The organism is Streptomyces sp. BHT-5-2 (assembly GCF_019774615.1).
GTDB lineage: Bacteria > Actinomycetota > Actinomycetes > Streptomycetales > Streptomycetaceae > Streptomyces.
Genome location: NZ_CP081497.1, coordinates 1,410,371 through 1,426,126 on the forward strand (window position 1 = coordinate 1,410,371; position 15,756 = coordinate 1,426,126).

The 15,756-nt window shown below is 72.5% G+C and carries 12 protein-coding genes; 8 read left to right on the forward strand and 4 right to left on the reverse strand.

Annotated features, from left to right (window positions below):
* Positions 1 to 49 precede the first annotated feature (49 nt).
* Both K2224_RS34185 and K2224_RS34190 read right to left on the reverse strand, forming a co-directional pair.
* On the reverse strand, positions 50 to 1,075 hold the full coding sequence (locus K2224_RS34185) for an adenosine deaminase (RefSeq protein WP_221911012.1): 1,026 nt from the start codon (positions 1,073 to 1,075) through the stop codon (positions 50 to 52).
* 80 nt (positions 1,076 to 1,155) lie between these two features.
* A complete protein-coding gene (locus tag K2224_RS34190; protein ID WP_221911013.1) occupies positions 1,156 to 1,776 on the reverse strand; it encodes an NADAR family protein in 621 nt (206 codons plus the stop codon).
* Positions 1,777 to 1,978: 202 nt separating this feature from the next.
* Between K2224_RS34190 and K2224_RS34195 the strand changes: the two genes are divergently transcribed.
* The 7 genes from K2224_RS34195 (at position 1,979) to K2224_RS34225 (ending at position 10,299) form a co-directional block, all read left to right on the forward strand.
* Positions 1,979 to 3,496: a gamma-aminobutyraldehyde dehydrogenase gene (locus K2224_RS34195; protein WP_221911014.1), complete on the forward strand. Its 1,518-nt coding sequence runs from the start codon at positions 1,979 to 1,981 to the stop codon at positions 3,494 to 3,496.
* Positions 3,497 to 3,602: 106 nt separating this feature from the next.
* Positions 3,603 to 4,862 carry a spermidine/putrescine ABC transporter substrate-binding protein gene (locus K2224_RS34200; RefSeq protein WP_221911015.1) on the forward strand — a complete coding sequence of 420 codons (1,260 nt, stop codon included), beginning with the start codon at positions 3,603 to 3,605 and terminating at the stop codon, positions 4,860 to 4,862.
* Between the two features lie 79 nt (positions 4,863 to 4,941).
* The gene (locus K2224_RS34205; RefSeq protein WP_221911016.1) at positions 4,942 to 6,123 is read left to right on the forward strand and encodes an ABC transporter ATP-binding protein; all 1,182 of its coding nucleotides are present in this window, start codon (positions 4,942 to 4,944) and stop codon (positions 6,121 to 6,123) included.
* Positions 6,120 to 7,058 (forward strand): ABC transporter permease, encoded by a 939-nt coding sequence (locus K2224_RS34210; protein ID WP_221911017.1) that lies wholly within the window; start codon positions 6,120 to 6,122, stop codon positions 7,056 to 7,058. Before K2224_RS34205 ends, K2224_RS34210 begins: the two co-directional genes overlap by 4 nt.
* On the forward strand, positions 7,058 to 7,909 hold the full coding sequence (locus tag K2224_RS34215) for an ABC transporter permease (RefSeq protein ID WP_221911018.1): 852 nt from the start codon (positions 7,058 to 7,060) through the stop codon (positions 7,907 to 7,909). Before K2224_RS34210 ends, K2224_RS34215 begins: the two co-directional genes overlap by 1 nt.
* Before the next feature lie 5 nt (positions 7,910 to 7,914).
* A complete protein-coding gene (locus tag K2224_RS34220; RefSeq protein WP_399020890.1) occupies positions 7,915 to 9,366 on the forward strand; it encodes an NAD(P)/FAD-dependent oxidoreductase in 1,452 nt (483 codons plus the stop codon).
* A gap of 201 nt (positions 9,367 to 9,567) precedes the next feature.
* Positions 9,568 to 10,299, forward strand: a complete 732-nt coding sequence (locus tag K2224_RS34225) for a DUF4232 domain-containing protein (RefSeq protein ID WP_221911019.1) — start codon at positions 9,568 to 9,570, stop codon at positions 10,297 to 10,299.
* Positions 10,300 to 10,457: 158 nt separating this feature from the next.
* On the opposite strand, the gene K2224_RS34230 is transcribed toward K2224_RS34225, so the two are convergent.
* A complete protein-coding gene (locus K2224_RS34230) occupies positions 10,458 to 11,204 on the reverse strand; it encodes a phosphatase PAP2 family protein (RefSeq protein WP_221911020.1) in 747 nt (248 codons plus the stop codon).
* 517 nt (positions 11,205 to 11,721) lie between these two features.
* Complete coding sequence (gene gabT / locus K2224_RS34235) at positions 11,722 to 13,071, reverse strand: 4-aminobutyrate--2-oxoglutarate transaminase (RefSeq protein ID WP_221911021.1); 1,350 nt, start codon at positions 13,069 to 13,071, stop codon at positions 11,722 to 11,724.
* Between the two features lie 253 nt (positions 13,072 to 13,324).
* Between gabT and K2224_RS34240 the strand changes: the two genes are divergently transcribed.
* Positions 13,325 to 15,514, forward strand: a complete 2,190-nt coding sequence (locus tag K2224_RS34240) for an ATP-binding protein (RefSeq protein WP_221911022.1) — start codon at positions 13,325 to 13,327, stop codon at positions 15,512 to 15,514.
* Positions 15,515 to 15,756: the final 242 nt, after the last annotated feature.

Sequence of the window (15,756 nt, forward strand, 5' to 3'; positions counted from 1 at the left end):
GCCGCCGACGGCCCCGCCCGGCCGGATGCCGGCCAGGCGGCGATCTCGGCTAGGCGGCGCTCCACTTCGCCGCGTAGGTGTCGATCTCGGCCGTGAGGCGGGCCTTGGCGGTGTCGTCCATGAAGGAGGCGGTGACCGCGTTCCTGGCGAGGGTGGCGACGCCGGTGGTGTCCAGGCCCAACAGGCGGGCGGCGATGGCGTATTCGGTGTTGAGGTCGGTGCCGAACATCGGGGGGTCGTCGCTGTTGATGGTGACCAGGACGCCGGCGTCGACCATCTCCTTCACCGGGTGCTCCTCCAGGGTGCGCACCGCGCGGGTGGCGATGTTGGACGTCGGGCAGACCTCCAACGGGATGCGGTGCTCGGCGAGGTGGGCCAGCAGCGCGGGGTCCTGGGTGGCGCTGGTGCCGTGGCCGATCCGCTCGGCGCGCAGGTCGGTCAGGGCGTCCCAGATCGTGCCGGGGCCGGTGGTCTCGCCGGCGTGCGGGACGGAGCGCAGCCCGGCGGCGACGGCCCGGTCGAAGTACGGCTTGAACTGGGGCCGCGGGACGCCGATTTCGGGTCCGCCGAGGCCGAACGAGACCAGCCCCTCGGGCTGGAGCTCGCAGGCGATGCGGGCGGTCTCCTCGGCGGCTTCCAGTCCGGCCTCGCCGGGGATGTCGAAGCACCAGCGCAGCACCACGCCCAGCTCGGCCTCGGCCGACTTCCGGGCGTCCTCGATGGCCTCGACGAAGGCGGCGTCCGGGATACCGCGGCGGACCGAGCTGAACGGGGTCATGGTCAGCTCGGCGTAGCGGATCTGCTGGCGGGCCATGTCGCGGGCGACCTCGTACGTCAGCAGGCGCACGTCCTCGGCGTCGCGGATCAGGTCCACGACGGAGAGGTAGACCTCGATGAAGTGGGCGAAGTCGCGGAAGGTGAAGTAGTCGGCGAGCGCCTCGGGGTCGCTGGGCACGACGGAGTCCGGGTGCCGGGCGGCCAGCGCGGAGACGATCCGCGGCGAGGCCGAGCCGACGTGGTGGACGTGCAGCTCCGCCTTGGGCAGGCCCGCGATGAAGGCGTCGAGGTCGGACAACGGATCCTCCTGGGTGAGGGGGCGCGGGATGAGGGTGCGCGGAGCGGACGGTGCGGTCCGGCCATCGTATGGGGGAGGGGTCACGCCCCGTCGGGCGCGCCCTGCGCCTCTTCGGCCAGCTGCTGCCGGGCCGCCATCAGGGCGAAGCCGAGGAGGTTCGGCCCGAGCCAACGGGCCGGGTCCGCGGCGCGGGCGTCGTCGGCGGCGAGGCCGATGCCCCATATCCGGTCCAGCGGGCTGGCCTCGACCAGGACGCGGGAGCCGGTGCCCAGCAGGAACTTCCGCAGCTCCGGGTGTTGGCCGAACTTGTGCGTGCTGCCCTCGACGACGAGGGCGAAGCGGTGCTGCCGCCAGACCTCCTCGTCGAAGCCGCGGACCGTCCGCCCGGCGTCCTTGGCCTGCTTGGGGTGGGCGGCCGCGAGGACCAGGCGCTCGGCCTCGGCGTCCCCGAACAGGCGGGCCTTGCCGGCCATCATCCAGTGCTCGGCGGTGGCGTAGCGGACGCCGTCGACGGTGAACGGGGCGGGCCACCACTGGCTGAAACAGCTCGCCCCGACCCCACCGCCGCGGGGCGGGCGGTGGCCCCAGAAACAGACGTACTTGAACCGTTCGCCGCCGGCGGTCCGGGCGATCAGCTCCTCGACGGAGCGCGGGCCGTCGGCGGTGCGGTCGGCGGCGGCCCCCGGGCTGTTGTGCATCATGCCGGGATTCTGTCAGCGGGCACCGACAACGTGTCGGGCGCCCCGGCTACTGAATTCGCAGAATTCGTCGCGTAACCAAAAGGCAACAACGGAATCACTTGTTGGTCGCCTTCTGCTCTGCCAGGATCGGCCATCGATTCCGGAAATAGCTACGCCTGGCAGTGCCGCTGAGCGGCCCCGGCGCCCGGCGGAGGAGAGCACCATGGACCAGCGATTCGCAGTGACCGAACGATTCGCCGAGGGCGCGCAATTCATCGCCGGAAGCCTCCGGAGCGGCACCTCCGGCCGCACCCAGGACGTCGTCGACCCGGCCACCGGCGAGACCGTGCTGCGCTACGAACTCGCCGGCACCGACGAGGTGGACGCCGCGGTGGCGGCGGCCGCGGCGGCCTTCCCGGGGTGGGCCGGGGCCACGCCCGCCGAGCGCTCGGACACCCTGCACCGCTTCGCCGCGGCGCTCGCCGAGGACGCCGCGGACCTCGCCGCCGCGGAATCCCTCAACTGCGGAAAGCCGCTCAAGCTCAGCAACGAGTTCGACGTTCCCGGCACGATCGACAACGCCGCGTTCTTCGCCGGCGCCGCCCGCCATCTGGAGGGCAGGGCGGCCGCGGAATACAGCGGCGACCACACCTCCATGATCCGCCGGGAACCGGTCGGCGTGGTCGGCTCCATCGCGCCCTGGAACTACCCGCTCCAGATGGCCGCCTGGAAGGTGCTGCCGGCCATCGCCGCGGGCAACACCATCGTCCTCAAGCCCGCCGAGATCACCCCGCTGACCTCGCTGCTCTTCGCGCAGTCCGCACAGCGCGCGGGGCTCCCGGACGGTGTCCTCAACATCGTCTCCGGCGCCGGCCGGGACGCCGGCGAGCACCTCGTCGGCCACCCCGGCGTCGCCATGACCTCCTTCACCGGCTCCACCGCCGTCGGCAAGCGGGTCGCCGAGCTCGCCACCGGCACCGTCAAGCGGCTCCACCTGGAGCTCGGCGGCAAGGCCCCGTTCGTGGTCTTCGACGACGCGGACCTGGAGGCCGCCGTCCACGGGGCGGTCGCCGGCGCGCTGATCAACACGGGCCAGGACTGCACCGCCGCCACCCGCGCCTACGTACAACGGCCGCTGTACGACGCGTTCGTCAGCGGTGTGGCCGACCTGATGGCGACCGTGCGGGTGGGCGACCCGTTCGACCCGTCCACCGACCTCGGGCCGCTGATCTCGCACACCCAGCGGGACCGGGTGGCCGGCTTCGTCGAGCGGGCCCGCGGCTACGCCACCGTGGTCACCGGCGGTGAGGCGCCGCAGGGCGACCTGGCCAAGGGCGCGTACTACCGGCCGACGCTGATCACCGGCGCCGCGCAGGACAGCGAGATCGTCCAGGCCGAGATCTTCGGTCCGGTGCTGGTCGTGCTGCCCTTCGACAGCGACGACGAGGGCATCGCGCTGGCCAACGACACCCCCTACGGGCTGGCCGCGTCCGCCTGGAGCCGGGACGTCTACCGCACCGGCCGGGCCACCCGCGAGATCAACGCCGGCTGCGTCTGGGTCAACGACCACATCCCGATCATCAGCGAGATGCCGCACGGCGGCGCCAAGGCGTCCGGTTTCGGCAAGGACATGTCGTCGTACTCGTTCGAGGAGTACACGCAGGTCAAGCACGTGATGTACGACATCACCGGGGTTGTCGCGAAGGACTGGCACCGGACGGTCTTCGGGGACCGCGGCTGACCCGATTCCGAGGGGCGCCCGGGGTGCCCCACCTGCCCGCGGCCGGGGCCGCGCACCACCGTCACCACCGGCCGCACGCCGGGCACACCCCTGAAAGGCCACGCGCATGGAACACCACGAGCAGCAGCCCGCACCCCCGGCCCCCTTCTCCCCGGCCGAGCTCACCGCCCTGCGCCGCAGCCTGACCACCGGCCGCCCGGCCATGACCCGCCGCTCGCTGCTGCGGGCCGGCGGGGCCCTGGCGGCCGCGGTCGGCGGCGGCGCGGCCCTGTCGGCCTGCGGGATCGCGCCCGCCGGCCGCACCGACGCCGCACTGACCGTGGACCGCTCCGGGGCGGAGAAGCGCCTGAACTTCTCCAACTGGACCGAGTACATGGACGTCGGCGACGACGGCCGGAGCCACCCCACGCTGGACGCCTTCCGGCGGCGCACCGGCATCGCCGTGACGTACACCGAGGACATCAACGACAACGACGAGTTCTTCGGCAAGATCCAGGCACAGCTCGCAGGCGGGCAGGACACCGGCCGCGACCTGATCGTGCTCACCGACTGGATGTGCGCCCGGATGATCTCCCTCGGCTGGATCCAGCCGCTGGACGCGGACCGCCTCCCGCACGCCCGGGCCAACCTCGCGGCGCAGTTCCGCAACCCCACCTGGGACCCGGGCCGCAAGCACTCCTACGTCTGGCAGAGCATCCCCGCGATCATCGCCTACAACGCCGAGGCCACCGGCGGCCGGAGCGTCGACTCGATCAGCCAGCTGCTGGAGGACCCGCAGCTCAAGGGCCGGGTCGGCTTCCTCTCCGAGATGCGCGACACCGTCGGACTGACCCTGCTCGACATGGGCAAACGGCCCGAGGACGTCACCGCCGACGACTACGACGCCGCGCTCGCCCGGCTCCAGAAGGGCGTCGACACCAAGCAGATCCGCCGCTTCACCGGCAACGACTACACAGGTGACCTGGACAAGGGCGACCTCGCCGCGTGCGTCGCCTGGGCCGGCGACGTCGTCCAGCTGCAGAGCGACAACCCGCACATCCGCTACACCGTCCCCAAGGCCGGCTACATGACCTCCACGGACAACCTGATGGTGCCCAGCAGGGCCCGCCACAAGGGGAACGCCGAACGGCTCATCGACTACTACTACGAGCCGAAGGTGGCGGCCCGGCTCGCCGCGTTCGTCAACTACGCCTGCCCCGTCGACGGCGTGCGCGCGGAACTCGCGAAGATCGATCCGGAACTCGCGAAGAACCCGCTGATCCTGCCGGACGAGGAGATGACCGCCCGGTCCCACTCCTTCCGCGCCCTGACCCCTTTGGAGAACCGGGTGTTCAACCAGAAGTTCTCCGACCTCACCGGCACCTGAGCCGGCCCCACGGCGCCCGGTCCGCACCACCGGTCCCGCCCGAGCCGTTCTGCCCCCTCCGACCCACGGGACGACCCACATGACCACCACCGAGACCCCGAAGAGCAGCGGCGGCGACGTCCGCCTGCACCGGATCAGCAAAACCTACGGCTCCTTCACCGCCGTCCAGCCACTCGACCTCACCATCCCCGCCGGGTCCTTCTTCGCGCTGCTCGGCGCCTCCGGCTGCGGCAAGACCACCACCCTGCGCATGATCGCCGGCCTGGAGGAGCCCACCACCGGCACGGTCGAACTCTCCGGCCAGGACGTCACCGCCCTGCCGCCCTACAAGCGCCCGGTCAACACCGTCTTCCAGAACTACGCGCTCTTCCCCCACCTGGACATCTTCGAGAACGTCGCCTTCGGACTGCGCCGCCGCGGCATCAAGTCCGTCAAGAAGCAGGTCGAGGAGATGCTCGACCTCGTCCAGCTCGGCCCGATGGCGCGCCGCCGGCCGCAGCAGCTCTCCGGCGGCCAGCAGCAGCGGGTCGCGGTCGCCCGCGCGCTGATCAACCACCCGCAGGTGCTGCTGCTGGACGAGCCGCTGGGCGCCCTCGACCTCAAGCTGCGCCGCCAGATGCAGCTGGAGCTCAAGCGCATCCAGACCGAGGTCGGCATCACCTTCGTGCACGTCACCCACGACCAGGAGGAGGCCATGACGATGGCCGACACCGTGGCCGTGATGAACGGCGGCCGGGTCGAGCAACTCGGCGCCCCCGCCGAGCTGTACGAGAACCCCGCCACCACCTTCGTCGCCAACTTCCTGGGCACCTCCAACCTCGTCGCGGCCGAGGTCACCGAGGCCGACGGCACGGAACTCGTCCTCGCCGCAGCCGGTGCCACGCTGCGGCTGCCCACCCGGCGATGCAGCACCCCGGCCCGCAAGGGCGACAGGGTGCTGGCCGGCTTCCGCCCGGAGAAGGTCGCCCTGGCGCACGCCGACGACGCCGGGACGGTCCCCGAGGGCCACAACCGGATGACCGGCCGGGTCAAGGTCGCCAGCTTCATCGGCGTCTCCACCCAGTACGTCGTCGACGTCCCCGGTGTCGGCGAACTCTCCGTCTACGAGCAGAACATCGGGCGGGACGGCCGCCTCGTCCCCGGCGCGGACGTCGTCCTGCACTGGGAGCCGGAGCACACCTTCGGGCTCGACGCCGACCAGTCCCTGCTTGCCGGGACAGCGGGCGACGCCGGTGCGGACCTCGACGAGGAGGCCGCATGACCGCCACCGCCGCCCCCGCACCACCGGACGAGCAGGCCGAGGACGAGGCGCTGCCGCTCCGCAGGACCCCCACCCGCAAGCGGCTGGTCCCCTACTGGCTGCTGCTCCCCGGCATCCTCTGGCTGGTCGTCTTCTTCGCCGCCCCGCTCGTCTACCAGGCGTCGACCTCCCTCCAGACCGGCTCCCTCGAAGAGGGCTTCAAGGTCACCTGGCACGTCGCCACCTACTGGGACGCGCTGGCCGAGTACTGGCCGCAGTTCGTCCGCTCGGTCGGCTACGCCGCGGTCGCCACCGTGCTCTGCCTGCTGCTCGGCTATCCGCTGGCGTATCTGATCGCCTTCAAGGCCGGCCGCTGGCGGAACCTGGTGATGATCCTGGTCATCGCCCCGTTCTTCACCAGCTTCCTGATCCGCACCCTGGCCTGGAAGACGATCCTGGCCGACGGCGGCCCGGTCGTCGGCGCGCTCGACGCGCTCCACCTCCTCGACGTCACCGGCGCCCTCGGCATCACCGAAGGGCACCGGGTGCTGGCCACCCCGCTGGCGGTGGTCTGCGGTCTGACCTACAACTTCCTGCCGTTCATGGTGCTGCCGCTGTACACCTCGCTGGAGCGGATCGACCCCCGGCTGCACGAGGCCGCCGGCGACCTCTACGCCCGCCCGGCCACCACCTTCCGCCGGGTCACCTTCCCGCTGTCCATGCCCGGCGTCGTCGCCGGCACCCTGCTCACCTTCATCCCGGCCGCCGGCGACTACATCAACGCCGAACTGCTGGGCTCCACGGACCAGAAGATGATCGGCAACGTCATCCAGTCGCAGTTCCTGCGGGTGCTGGACTACCCGACCGCCGCCGCGCTCTCCTTCATCCTCATGGCGGCCATCCTCGCCATGGTCACGCTCTACATCCGCAAGTCCGGGACGGAGGACCTGGTCTGATGGCGGCCACCGACACCCCCACCAAGGCCCTGCGCTGGCTGCGCCGCAACCTCGTCACCCTGGCGGGACTGGCCACCCTGGCCTACCTGGTCCTGCCCAACGTCGTGGTGATGGTCTTCTCCTTCAACAAGCCCAACGGGCGCTTCAACTACCAGTGGACGCGGTTCTCCACCGACGCCTGGACCGACCCGTGCGGCGTCGCCGACATGTGCGGCTCGCTCGGGCTGAGCCTGGAGATAGCCGTCTGGGCCACCGTCGGCGCGACCGTCCTCGGCACCATGATCGCGTTCGCGCTGGCCCGCTACCGCTTCCGCGCCCGGGCCGGCGTCAACACCCTGATCTTCCTGCCGATGGCGATGCCCGAGGTCGTCATGGCCGCCTCGCTGGCCACCCTCTTCCTCAACATGGGCATCCAGTTCGGCTTCTGGACGATCCTGATCGCGCACATCATGTTCTGCCTGAGCTTCGTCGTCACCGCCGTCAAGGCCCGCGTGATGAGCATGGACCCGCGGTTGGAACAGGCCGCCCAGGACCTCTACGCCACACCCGTGCAGACCTTCCTGCGGGTGACGCTGCCGATCGCCGCGCCCGGCATCGCCGCCGGCGCCCTGCTCTCCTTCGCGCTCTCCTTCGACGACTTCATCATCACGAACTTCAACGCCGGCTCCACCGTGACCTTCCCCATGTTCGTCTGGGGATCGGCACAGCGGGGCACACCTGTCCAGATCAACGTCATCGGAACGGCGATGTTCCTGGTCGCCGTCCTGTGCGTGTTCGTCGGCCAACTGGCCGGAACCCAACGCAAGCGCAGCAAGCACAGTAAGCGCAGTAAACGCAGCCAGAGGAGCTGAGAACCATGGCACGAGCTGCCATGCCGAACACTTCGGGGGCCCCGGGGTCCGCCCCGACCCCCTCCCCCGTCCACGCGCTGGCCGACGCCGCCCTCACACCGTTCTGGCTGGAGGACCCGGCCCGGCCGGACGCCGGGCCCGCCCTCGTCGGCGACGAGCACTGCGACCTGCTGGTCGTCGGCGGCGGCTACTCCGGCCTGTGGACCGCGCTGCTCGCCAAGGAGCGCGACCCACAGCGGGACGTCGTCCTCATCGAGGGGCAGGAGGTCGGCTGGGCCGCCTCCGGCCGCAACGGCGGCTTCTGCGCCGCCTCCCTCACCCACGGCCTGGGCAACGGGCTGGCCCGCTGGCCCGGCGAACTGGCCACCCTGGAGGAGCTGGGCGCCCGCAACCTCGACGCCATCGAGGACACGGTCGCCCGCCACGACATCGACTGCGACTTCGAGCGCACCGGCGAGATCGACGTCGCCACCGCCCCGCACCAGGTCGGCGAACTCCGCGAGATGGCCGAGGAGGCCGGCCGACTGGGCCTGGGCGGCTACGAGTTCCTCGACCGCGAGGCGGTCCGCGCCGAGGTCGACTCGCCCACCTTCCTGGCCGGCCTGTGGGACCGCACCGGCGTCGCCATGGTGCACCCGGCCAAGCTCGCCTGGGGCCTGAAGCGGGCCTGCCGCGCCCTGGGCGTCCGGATCTACGAGCACACTCCCGGCACCCAGCTGTCCTCGCGCGGCGCGGGCATCGCGGTCCGCACCCCCTACGGCCGGGTCTTCGCCCGGCGCGCGGCGCTGGCCACCAACGCCTTCCCGCCGCTGGTCAAGCGGATCCGCCCGTTCGTCGCGCCGGTCTACGACTACGCGCTGATGACCGAGCCGCTCACCGAGGAGCAACTCGCCGCCGTCGGCTGGAAGAACCGGCCGGGCCTGAGCGACAGCGCCAACCACTTCCACTACTTCCGCATCACCGCCGACAACCGCATCCTGTGGGGCGGCTACGACATCGTCTACCACTACGGCGGCGGCGTCCGGGCCGAGTACGACCACCACCCGGACACCTACCGCAAGCTCGCCGAGCACTTCTTCACCTGCTTCCCGCAGTTGGAGGGCATCCGCTTCACCCACACCTGGGGCGGCGCGATCGACACCTGCTCCCGTTTCTCCGCGTTCTTCGGCACCGCCCACGGCGGCCGGACGGCGTACGCGCTCGGCTACACCGGGCTCGGCGTCGGCGCCACCCGATTCGGCGCGGAGGTGATGCTGGACCTGCTGGCGGGGGAGCGCACCGAGCGCACCGAGCTGGAGATGGTGCGGACCAAGCCGCTGCCGTTCCCGCCCGAACCGGTGCGCTCGCTGGGCATCGGCCTCACCCAGTGGTCCATGACCCGCGCCGACGAGAACGGCGGCCGGCGCAACCTGTGGCTGAAGGCCATGGACAAGGTCGGCCTGGGCTTCGACAGCTGACCGGTCGACCCTGACGACGCCCGTCCGGGGCGGGTGGTCCGCGCGACCGCCCGCCCCTCGCGCGTCCCCTGGTCCCGCGCCCGGATCGCATTGGTCCGGGCCCGGACGATGTTAGTCAGGTGTTAGCGGATCAACAGTGGCCCGCGGCAGGTTGGTGGTGCGAACGGAATACCGCGCACCTGACCACGAGGGGGACACGCCATGTCGCACCACAGCACGCTCCGCCGGGGCCGCACCGCCGCCGTCGCCGGCCTGATCGTCACGGCCGCGCTCGGCCTCACCGCCTGCAACGGCACGGGCGGGTCCGGCGCCGCCCCGGCCGCCTCCGCCTCCGCCGCGGACCCCGGCTCCCGGGCCGGCAGCACCGACCCGCAGGGCTCCGGCACCACCGGCGGCACCACCGGCGGGTCCGGCGGCGCGACCAGCGCCTCCTCGCACACCGGCGGCGGCACGGGCGCCGGCGGTGTGCACGGCGGTCACCAGGGCCAGTCCGGCAACCGGCTCGGCCGCTGCACCACCGACGGGCTGCGCGCCGGCTGGGGCTCGGAGGGCGGCGGCGTGCCGGACATGAAGAGCGACCAGCAGCAGACCGCCGCCGTGTGGCTGAAGAACATCAGCGGCACCCCCTGCACCATCTCCGGCTTCCCGGGCGTCCAGATCAAGGGCACCGACGGCACCGCCTGGGACCTCGGCCGCTCGGCCGGGAAGCCGGAGCCGAAGGTGCTGAAGCCGAACGCGCACACCACGTTCACCATCGCCCTGCTGCCCACCACCCGCGCGGGCGACAAGAAGGTCGAGCCCGGACAGGTGCTGATCACCCCGCCGAACGAGAAGAAGAACTTCCAGCTCCAGTGGCCCTTCGGCGGCGCCATCCTGGACCAGTCCGGCGCCACCCATCCGGGCACCTTCGTGAACCCCGTCAATGTGCCGTAAGTGTCCATGCGGGGCGGAGGAGTGACGGCCTGTCAGGTATCACTCGGCCTGGGGTGGGGCGAGCCCGTCCGGCGGTCCGAGGCGTCGGGCGGGGTGCCGGTCAGGACGACGGGCGGGGCGCGGGCCCGGTTGCCGGGTCGCCGCCGACCTCGCCGGTGTCAGCCGGTGCCGGCCCCGACGCCGCCGGTGTCAGCCGGTGCCGGCCTCGGACCCGTATCCCGGCCGCCGGCCCACCTGTCCCACCGGTCGCACACCATGCACCACAGCGGCAGCAGCACCCCCGCCAGACACCAGCCGCCGAGCACGTCCAGCGGCCAGTGGTAGCCCTGCCGCACCAGTCCGAGTCCGACGCCCGCGTTGAGCAGCCCGGTCCCCGCCACGACCAGCCGTGCGACGCGGATCCCGGCGAGGCGCCGCCGCCCCGCGTGCGCCCGGAGCAGCAGCAGCGCCACCAGCCCGTACGCCACGGCCGCCGTCGCCCCGTGCCCCGACGGATAGAACCCCTCGTGGACACCGGCCATCCGGGGCGGCCCCGGCCGGTCCAGCCACACCTTGAACGGGACGACGAGGGCCGGCACGGCGGCCAGCGCGCCCACGGCGGCGACCGGCGCCGACCACACCCGCCCCGGCCCGCGGCGGGTCCGCCACACCGTCCACCCGGCCGCCGCCAGCAGCACCGGCAGCGCCACCGTCGCCTCGCCCAGGTCGGCGAAGAACTGGGCGAGCGGCCCGGGTACGGCACTGCCCGCCACCCCGCGGCCCAGCCGCTCGTCGAGCCCGCGCACCGCACCATCGGCCGCCACCTGCCAGGTGACCAGCCCGAAGAGCAGCGCACTGCACAGCGCGACCAGGCCGTACCGCCGAACCGCCCGCGCCCCGCAGAAACGCCGGGAACCCCACCCCATCAACCGCACCCCTTCAGCCACGCCTCGTCAGGGCCGCGCATCGGCCCCGCCCCGCACAACACCTCGTCGAGCACTTCATGAACCACTCCGTGAACCCATTCCACAGAGCACCTCATGAAGCGCCCATGACGCAAAAATGCGGTCGCTCCGGAACAGGGGGGGTGGCTCCGGAGCGACCGCGAGGACCGGTGTGCCGCGCGCCCCGGGGGGTCTGGGGCGGGCGGACATCCGATCGGTGAGGATTCCCGGAGCCCCCGTGCCAGGGGTCCCGGTGGTGTGCGCGAGGGCACAGCCGGGTCGAAGCCGGGAAGCGCCGACCGGGCGCCGCCCGCAGTCCCCTGCGGGCGGGGTGTTTCTCTCATCTGCAGAAACCGTACGGCACCGGAAGCGCGGCCCGTAAGCCGCATCACGCGCCCGCCATTGCCCCCGCACATCTTCTTCACGGGGTGGGAACGGGGCGCGGCCCGGGACACGGCCTGCGCCGCACCCCGGGCCGCGTCCGGAAGGCCGCTCCCGCTCAGAGCGTGCCGAACGCCGACTCCAGGATGTCCAGACCCTCGTTCAGCAGGTCCTCGCCGATGACCAGCGGCGGCAGGAAGCGCAGCACGTTGCCGAACGTACCGGTCGTCAGCACCAGCAGGCCCTCCTGGTGGCACGCCTTGGCGAGCGCCGCGGTGGCCTCCGGGTTCGGGTCCTTGGAACCGGACTTGACCAGCTCGATCGCGATCATCGCGCCGCGGCCGCGGACCTCGCCGACGATGTCGTACTTCTCCGCGATGGCGTTCAGGCGGGCCTTCATGACCTCGCCGATCCGCCGGGCCTTGGCGTTCAGGTCCAGCTCGCGCATGGTCTCGATCGAGCCGAGCGCGGCGGCGCAGGCCACCGGGTTGCCGCCGTAGGTGCCGCCCAGGCCGCCCGCGTGCGCGGCGTCCATGATCTCGGCGCGGCCGGTGACGGCGGCCAGCGGCAGGCCGCCCGCGATGCCCTTGGCGGTGGTGATGAGGTCCGGGACGACACCCTCGTCCTCGCACGCGAACCACTGGCCGGTGCGGCAGAAGCCGGACTGGATCTCGTCCGCGACGAAGACGATCCCGTTCTCCTTCGCGAAGTTCGCGACGGCCGGGAGGAAGCCCCTGGCCGGCTCGATGAAGCCGCCCTCGCCGAGCAACGGCTCGATGATGATCGCCGCGACGTTCTCCGCGCCGATCTGCTTGGTGATCTGCGTGATCACCTGGTCGGCGGCCTCCTGCGCGCAGTTCTCCGGGCCGGTCAGCCAGCGGTAGGGGTAGGCCAGCGGCACGCGGTAGACCTCGGGCGCGAACGGGCCGAAGCCGTGCTTGTACGGCATGTTCTTCGCGGTCAGCGCCATCGTGAGGTTCGTCCGGCCGTGGTAGCCGTGGTCGAACACGACGACCGCCTGGCGCTTGGTGTACGCGCGGGCGATCTTGACGGCGTTCTCGACCGCCTCCGCGCCGGAGTTGAACAGCGCCGACTTCTTCGCGTGGTCGCCCGGCGTCAGCTCGGCCAGCTGCTCACAGACCTCGACGTACGGCTCGTACGGCGTCACCATCGCACAGGTGTGGGTGAAGTCCGCGAGCTGCGCGGCGGCCCGGCGGACCACGGCCTCCGCGCTGTTGCCGACCGAGGTCACCGCGATACCGGAGCCGAAGTCGATCAGGGAGTTGCCGTCCACGTCCTCCAGCACACCGCCGCCCGCGCGCTTGACGAAGACGGGCAGCACCGCGCCGACACCGGCGGCCACGGTCTCCTGCTTGCGGGCCCACAGCTCCTGGGACTTGGGGCCGGGGATCGCGGTGACGACGCGACGCTCCTGGGGGAGGGCGGGCCCTCCGGACAGTTCGGTCATGGCAGTCTCCTGGGGTGGAACACGGACGTACAGAGGTCTTGTTCTCGCAGGTTAGGGGCGGTGGGGCAGGTGTGGCATGTTCCGTTCGGGAGAAGTGCGCGTGTTGCGTTGTCCGCACCGGACATAGCGACGCGGCGCGGCCAGTAAATTGAGCGGCGGCACGCCCGGCGACGGCGTGCCCGCGCGGGCATGACAACGGCAGGCCGGCAACCGACGCGGCAGGCCATGTCTCAAGGGGGACAAGGGGCACCGGATGGACACCGAGGGCACGCAGGACGCACAGCACACCGCTCCGCAGCCGTCCGGCGGAGCACATCGAGGCGAAGCCGCCGTGCCGCGTCCCGCGGCTCCGCGTACGCCGTCGCCTCCGGCTGTGCCGCCGGGGGCGCCGGCCATGCCATCCACCCCGCCCGGCGTTGCCGGACCCGGCGGGGGGCAGCCGTCGCTGCTGAGTTGGCTGCGCATGCCGCGACCGGCCGCGGCGCCCGGGGTCTGGACGTACGGGCACCGGCCGCGAGCGGCGGAGGAACCCGACCGGGTCCCGGCCAGGCAACTGATCACCGGGGCGATCATTTCCTTCCTGTGCGGGTGGCTGTTGTGGTCGCTCCTGTGGAACGGCTATCTCGGCCCCTACTGGTACTGGCCTCTCCAACTCCTGCGGCCGGACTCCTGGGCAGCGGCGCAGACGTCCGGAGACCACACGGCCTACCTGGTGCTCAGCAACGCCTACTACGGGCTGTGGATCCTCGGGATCGCGTTCGTCTTCGGCCGTCTGGGCCGCTGGCCGGAGTTGTTCCGCCGGTTCGTCCTGCCCCTCCTGCGCCGCCTTGGCGCCCATGCCCCCGCCGCCAAGCCGCAACCGGCCAGCGACCCCGCGCAGTGGCCCGAACTCCGGGCCCACGGTGCGCCGGACGCCGCCGACAGGCTCGCCGCCGAGGCCCGTGCCGGTGTCATGAACGACGTGGACGTGGCGCGCATTTCACGGGCCTGGCGTTCGGTGCGCTCCGGGCGCAACTCCCTGGCCTCCTTCACCGACACCGTGCTGCGGCACGGCGCCGCGGCCTGCGCCCACCCCTCCGGGCAGCGCGACCTGGCCAGGCGCACCGCCCGGCACGACCTGCTCGCCCACCAGGTGCGGATCGGCACCGCCGCCGAGCATCCGCGCAACCCGTACCAGCACCGGGGCACCGGCAGCGCCCTGGAGCCCCGGGTGCTGGGCACCTCGCTGCTGGCGGTCGGGCCCGCCGGGAGCGGCAAGACCACCCGGCTCGTCCGCCCGGTGGTGGAGGCGATGTGCCTGCAGGCACTGGCCGGTCAGTGCGCGGTGGTCGCCGTCGGCCCGGCCGGTTCCGCGCCCGGCCCCGACGACGCGTTCGACGTGGTGGTGCGGATCGGCCGCCCCGATCCGGACTGCGATCTGGACCTCTACGGGGGCACCACCGACCCCGACGAGGCGGCCGGCATCCTGGCCGAGGCGCTCGTCGGCGACCTCGCCGAGCAGCTCCCCGGCGGTGACAGCCGGCGCGCCGCGACCGCGCTGGCCCAGGTGCTCGGCCCGTTCCGCGCCGCGCACGACCGCTTCCCGACCGTGCCCGAGCTGCGCGAGCTGCTGGACGGCGCGCCGCAGGCGGTGACCGCGCTGCGGACGGCCCTGGAAGCGGCCGGCGACCACACCCTGCTGCGCGAACTCGACGCCCGCGCCCGGCAGTCCGAGCGTCCCGGCGACGTCGCCCTCCTCCTCGCGGACCGGATCGCGCTCCTCGACCGCCCGGCCTTCGCGGACTTCTTCGACCCCACCGGAGCCACCCGGCAGGTCTCGCTGCGCGCCCTGGACCACCCCCTCCGGGTCCGTGTCGAGCTGCCCGAACGCGGCCATGCCGAGGCGTCCCGGATCCTGGCCCGGCTGGTCCTGGCGCAGTTCACCGAGTGCGCGGTGGCCCGTGCGGACCGCTCGCTGTTCGCCTGCCTGGTCCTCGACGAGGCCGCGCACACCATCACGGCGGAGGCGCTGCGCGGTCTCCAGCGCCTCCGCTCGGCCAACGCCGGGGCCGTGCTGACCCTGCGCTCGCTGGACGACGTCCCCGAGGCGCTGCGCAGCGCGCTGCTCGGCTCGGTCGGCTGCCGGATGGCGTTCGCGGGCGTCACGCCCTGGGACGGGGCACCGTTCGCCGAGGTGTGGGGCAAGGAATGGGTGGAGACCCGTGATGTGACGGACCGTCAAATCATTGCGCACGGTGCCGGGATGAAGGCGTTCCACATCGTCCGCCAACTGGTCACGGGCAAGGCGGCCACCTCCAAGGCCATCACCGTCCGCACCGTCGAGCGCGAACGCTGGTCCGCCTCCGACCTCGCGAACGCGCTCCCGGCCGGCCATGCGGTGCTGTCGGTGACCACGGTCGAGGGCGAGCACGCCCCGCCCGTCCTCGTCGACCTCCGCGGCTGAGCGTCCGGGGCGCAGGCGTTCGTGTTCGCCCCGGCGCCGGGTGTCCCCGGATGGCCGGGGTCGGGGAGTGTTCTCCAAACCCTCCGCTGAGGCAGAATCGACAGCAGCCGTTCATACAGGGCGGCGTACACGTCAGCCGTTCATGCGGGCGGCGCGGACGATCGGCGGGAGCCGGCAGGAGGCCGGCAGCGGTACTCGGCGGCCGGTCGCGGTCGTGCCGTCCGCCGGAGCCACCGAAGGTC

What these genes read in the sequence shown, in the direction of transcription:
- K2224_RS34200 (WP_221911015.1), top strand. Translation starts at nt 3,603, where the DNA reads ATGGAACACCACGAGCAGCAGCCCGCACCCCCGGCCCCCTTCTCCCCG.
- K2224_RS34190 (WP_221911013.1), bottom strand. Translation starts at nt 1,776, where the DNA reads ATGATGCACAACAGCCCGGGGGCCGCCGCCGACCGCACCGCCGACGGC.
- K2224_RS34205 (WP_221911016.1), top strand. Translation starts at nt 4,942, where the DNA reads ATGACCACCACCGAGACCCCGAAGAGCAGCGGCGGCGACGTCCGCCTG.
- gabT (WP_221911021.1), bottom strand. Translation starts at nt 13,071, where the DNA reads ATGACCGAACTGTCCGGAGGGCCCGCCCTCCCCCAGGAGCGTCGCGTC.
- K2224_RS34225 (WP_221911019.1), top strand. Translation starts at nt 9,568, where the DNA reads ATGTCGCACCACAGCACGCTCCGCCGGGGCCGCACCGCCGCCGTCGCC.
- K2224_RS34215 (WP_221911018.1), top strand. Translation starts at nt 7,058, where the DNA reads ATGGCGGCCACCGACACCCCCACCAAGGCCCTGCGCTGGCTGCGCCGC.
- K2224_RS34240 (WP_221911022.1), top strand. Translation starts at nt 13,325, where the DNA reads ATGGACACCGAGGGCACGCAGGACGCACAGCACACCGCTCCGCAGCCG.
- K2224_RS34230 (WP_221911020.1), bottom strand. Translation starts at nt 11,204, where the DNA reads ATGGGGTGGGGTTCCCGGCGTTTCTGCGGGGCGCGGGCGGTTCGGCGG.
- K2224_RS34195 (WP_221911014.1), top strand. Translation starts at nt 1,979, where the DNA reads ATGGACCAGCGATTCGCAGTGACCGAACGATTCGCCGAGGGCGCGCAA.
- K2224_RS34210 (WP_221911017.1), top strand. Translation starts at nt 6,120, where the DNA reads ATGACCGCCACCGCCGCCCCCGCACCACCGGACGAGCAGGCCGAGGAC.
- K2224_RS34220 (WP_399020890.1), top strand. Translation starts at nt 7,915, where the DNA reads ATGGCACGAGCTGCCATGCCGAACACTTCGGGGGCCCCGGGGTCCGCC.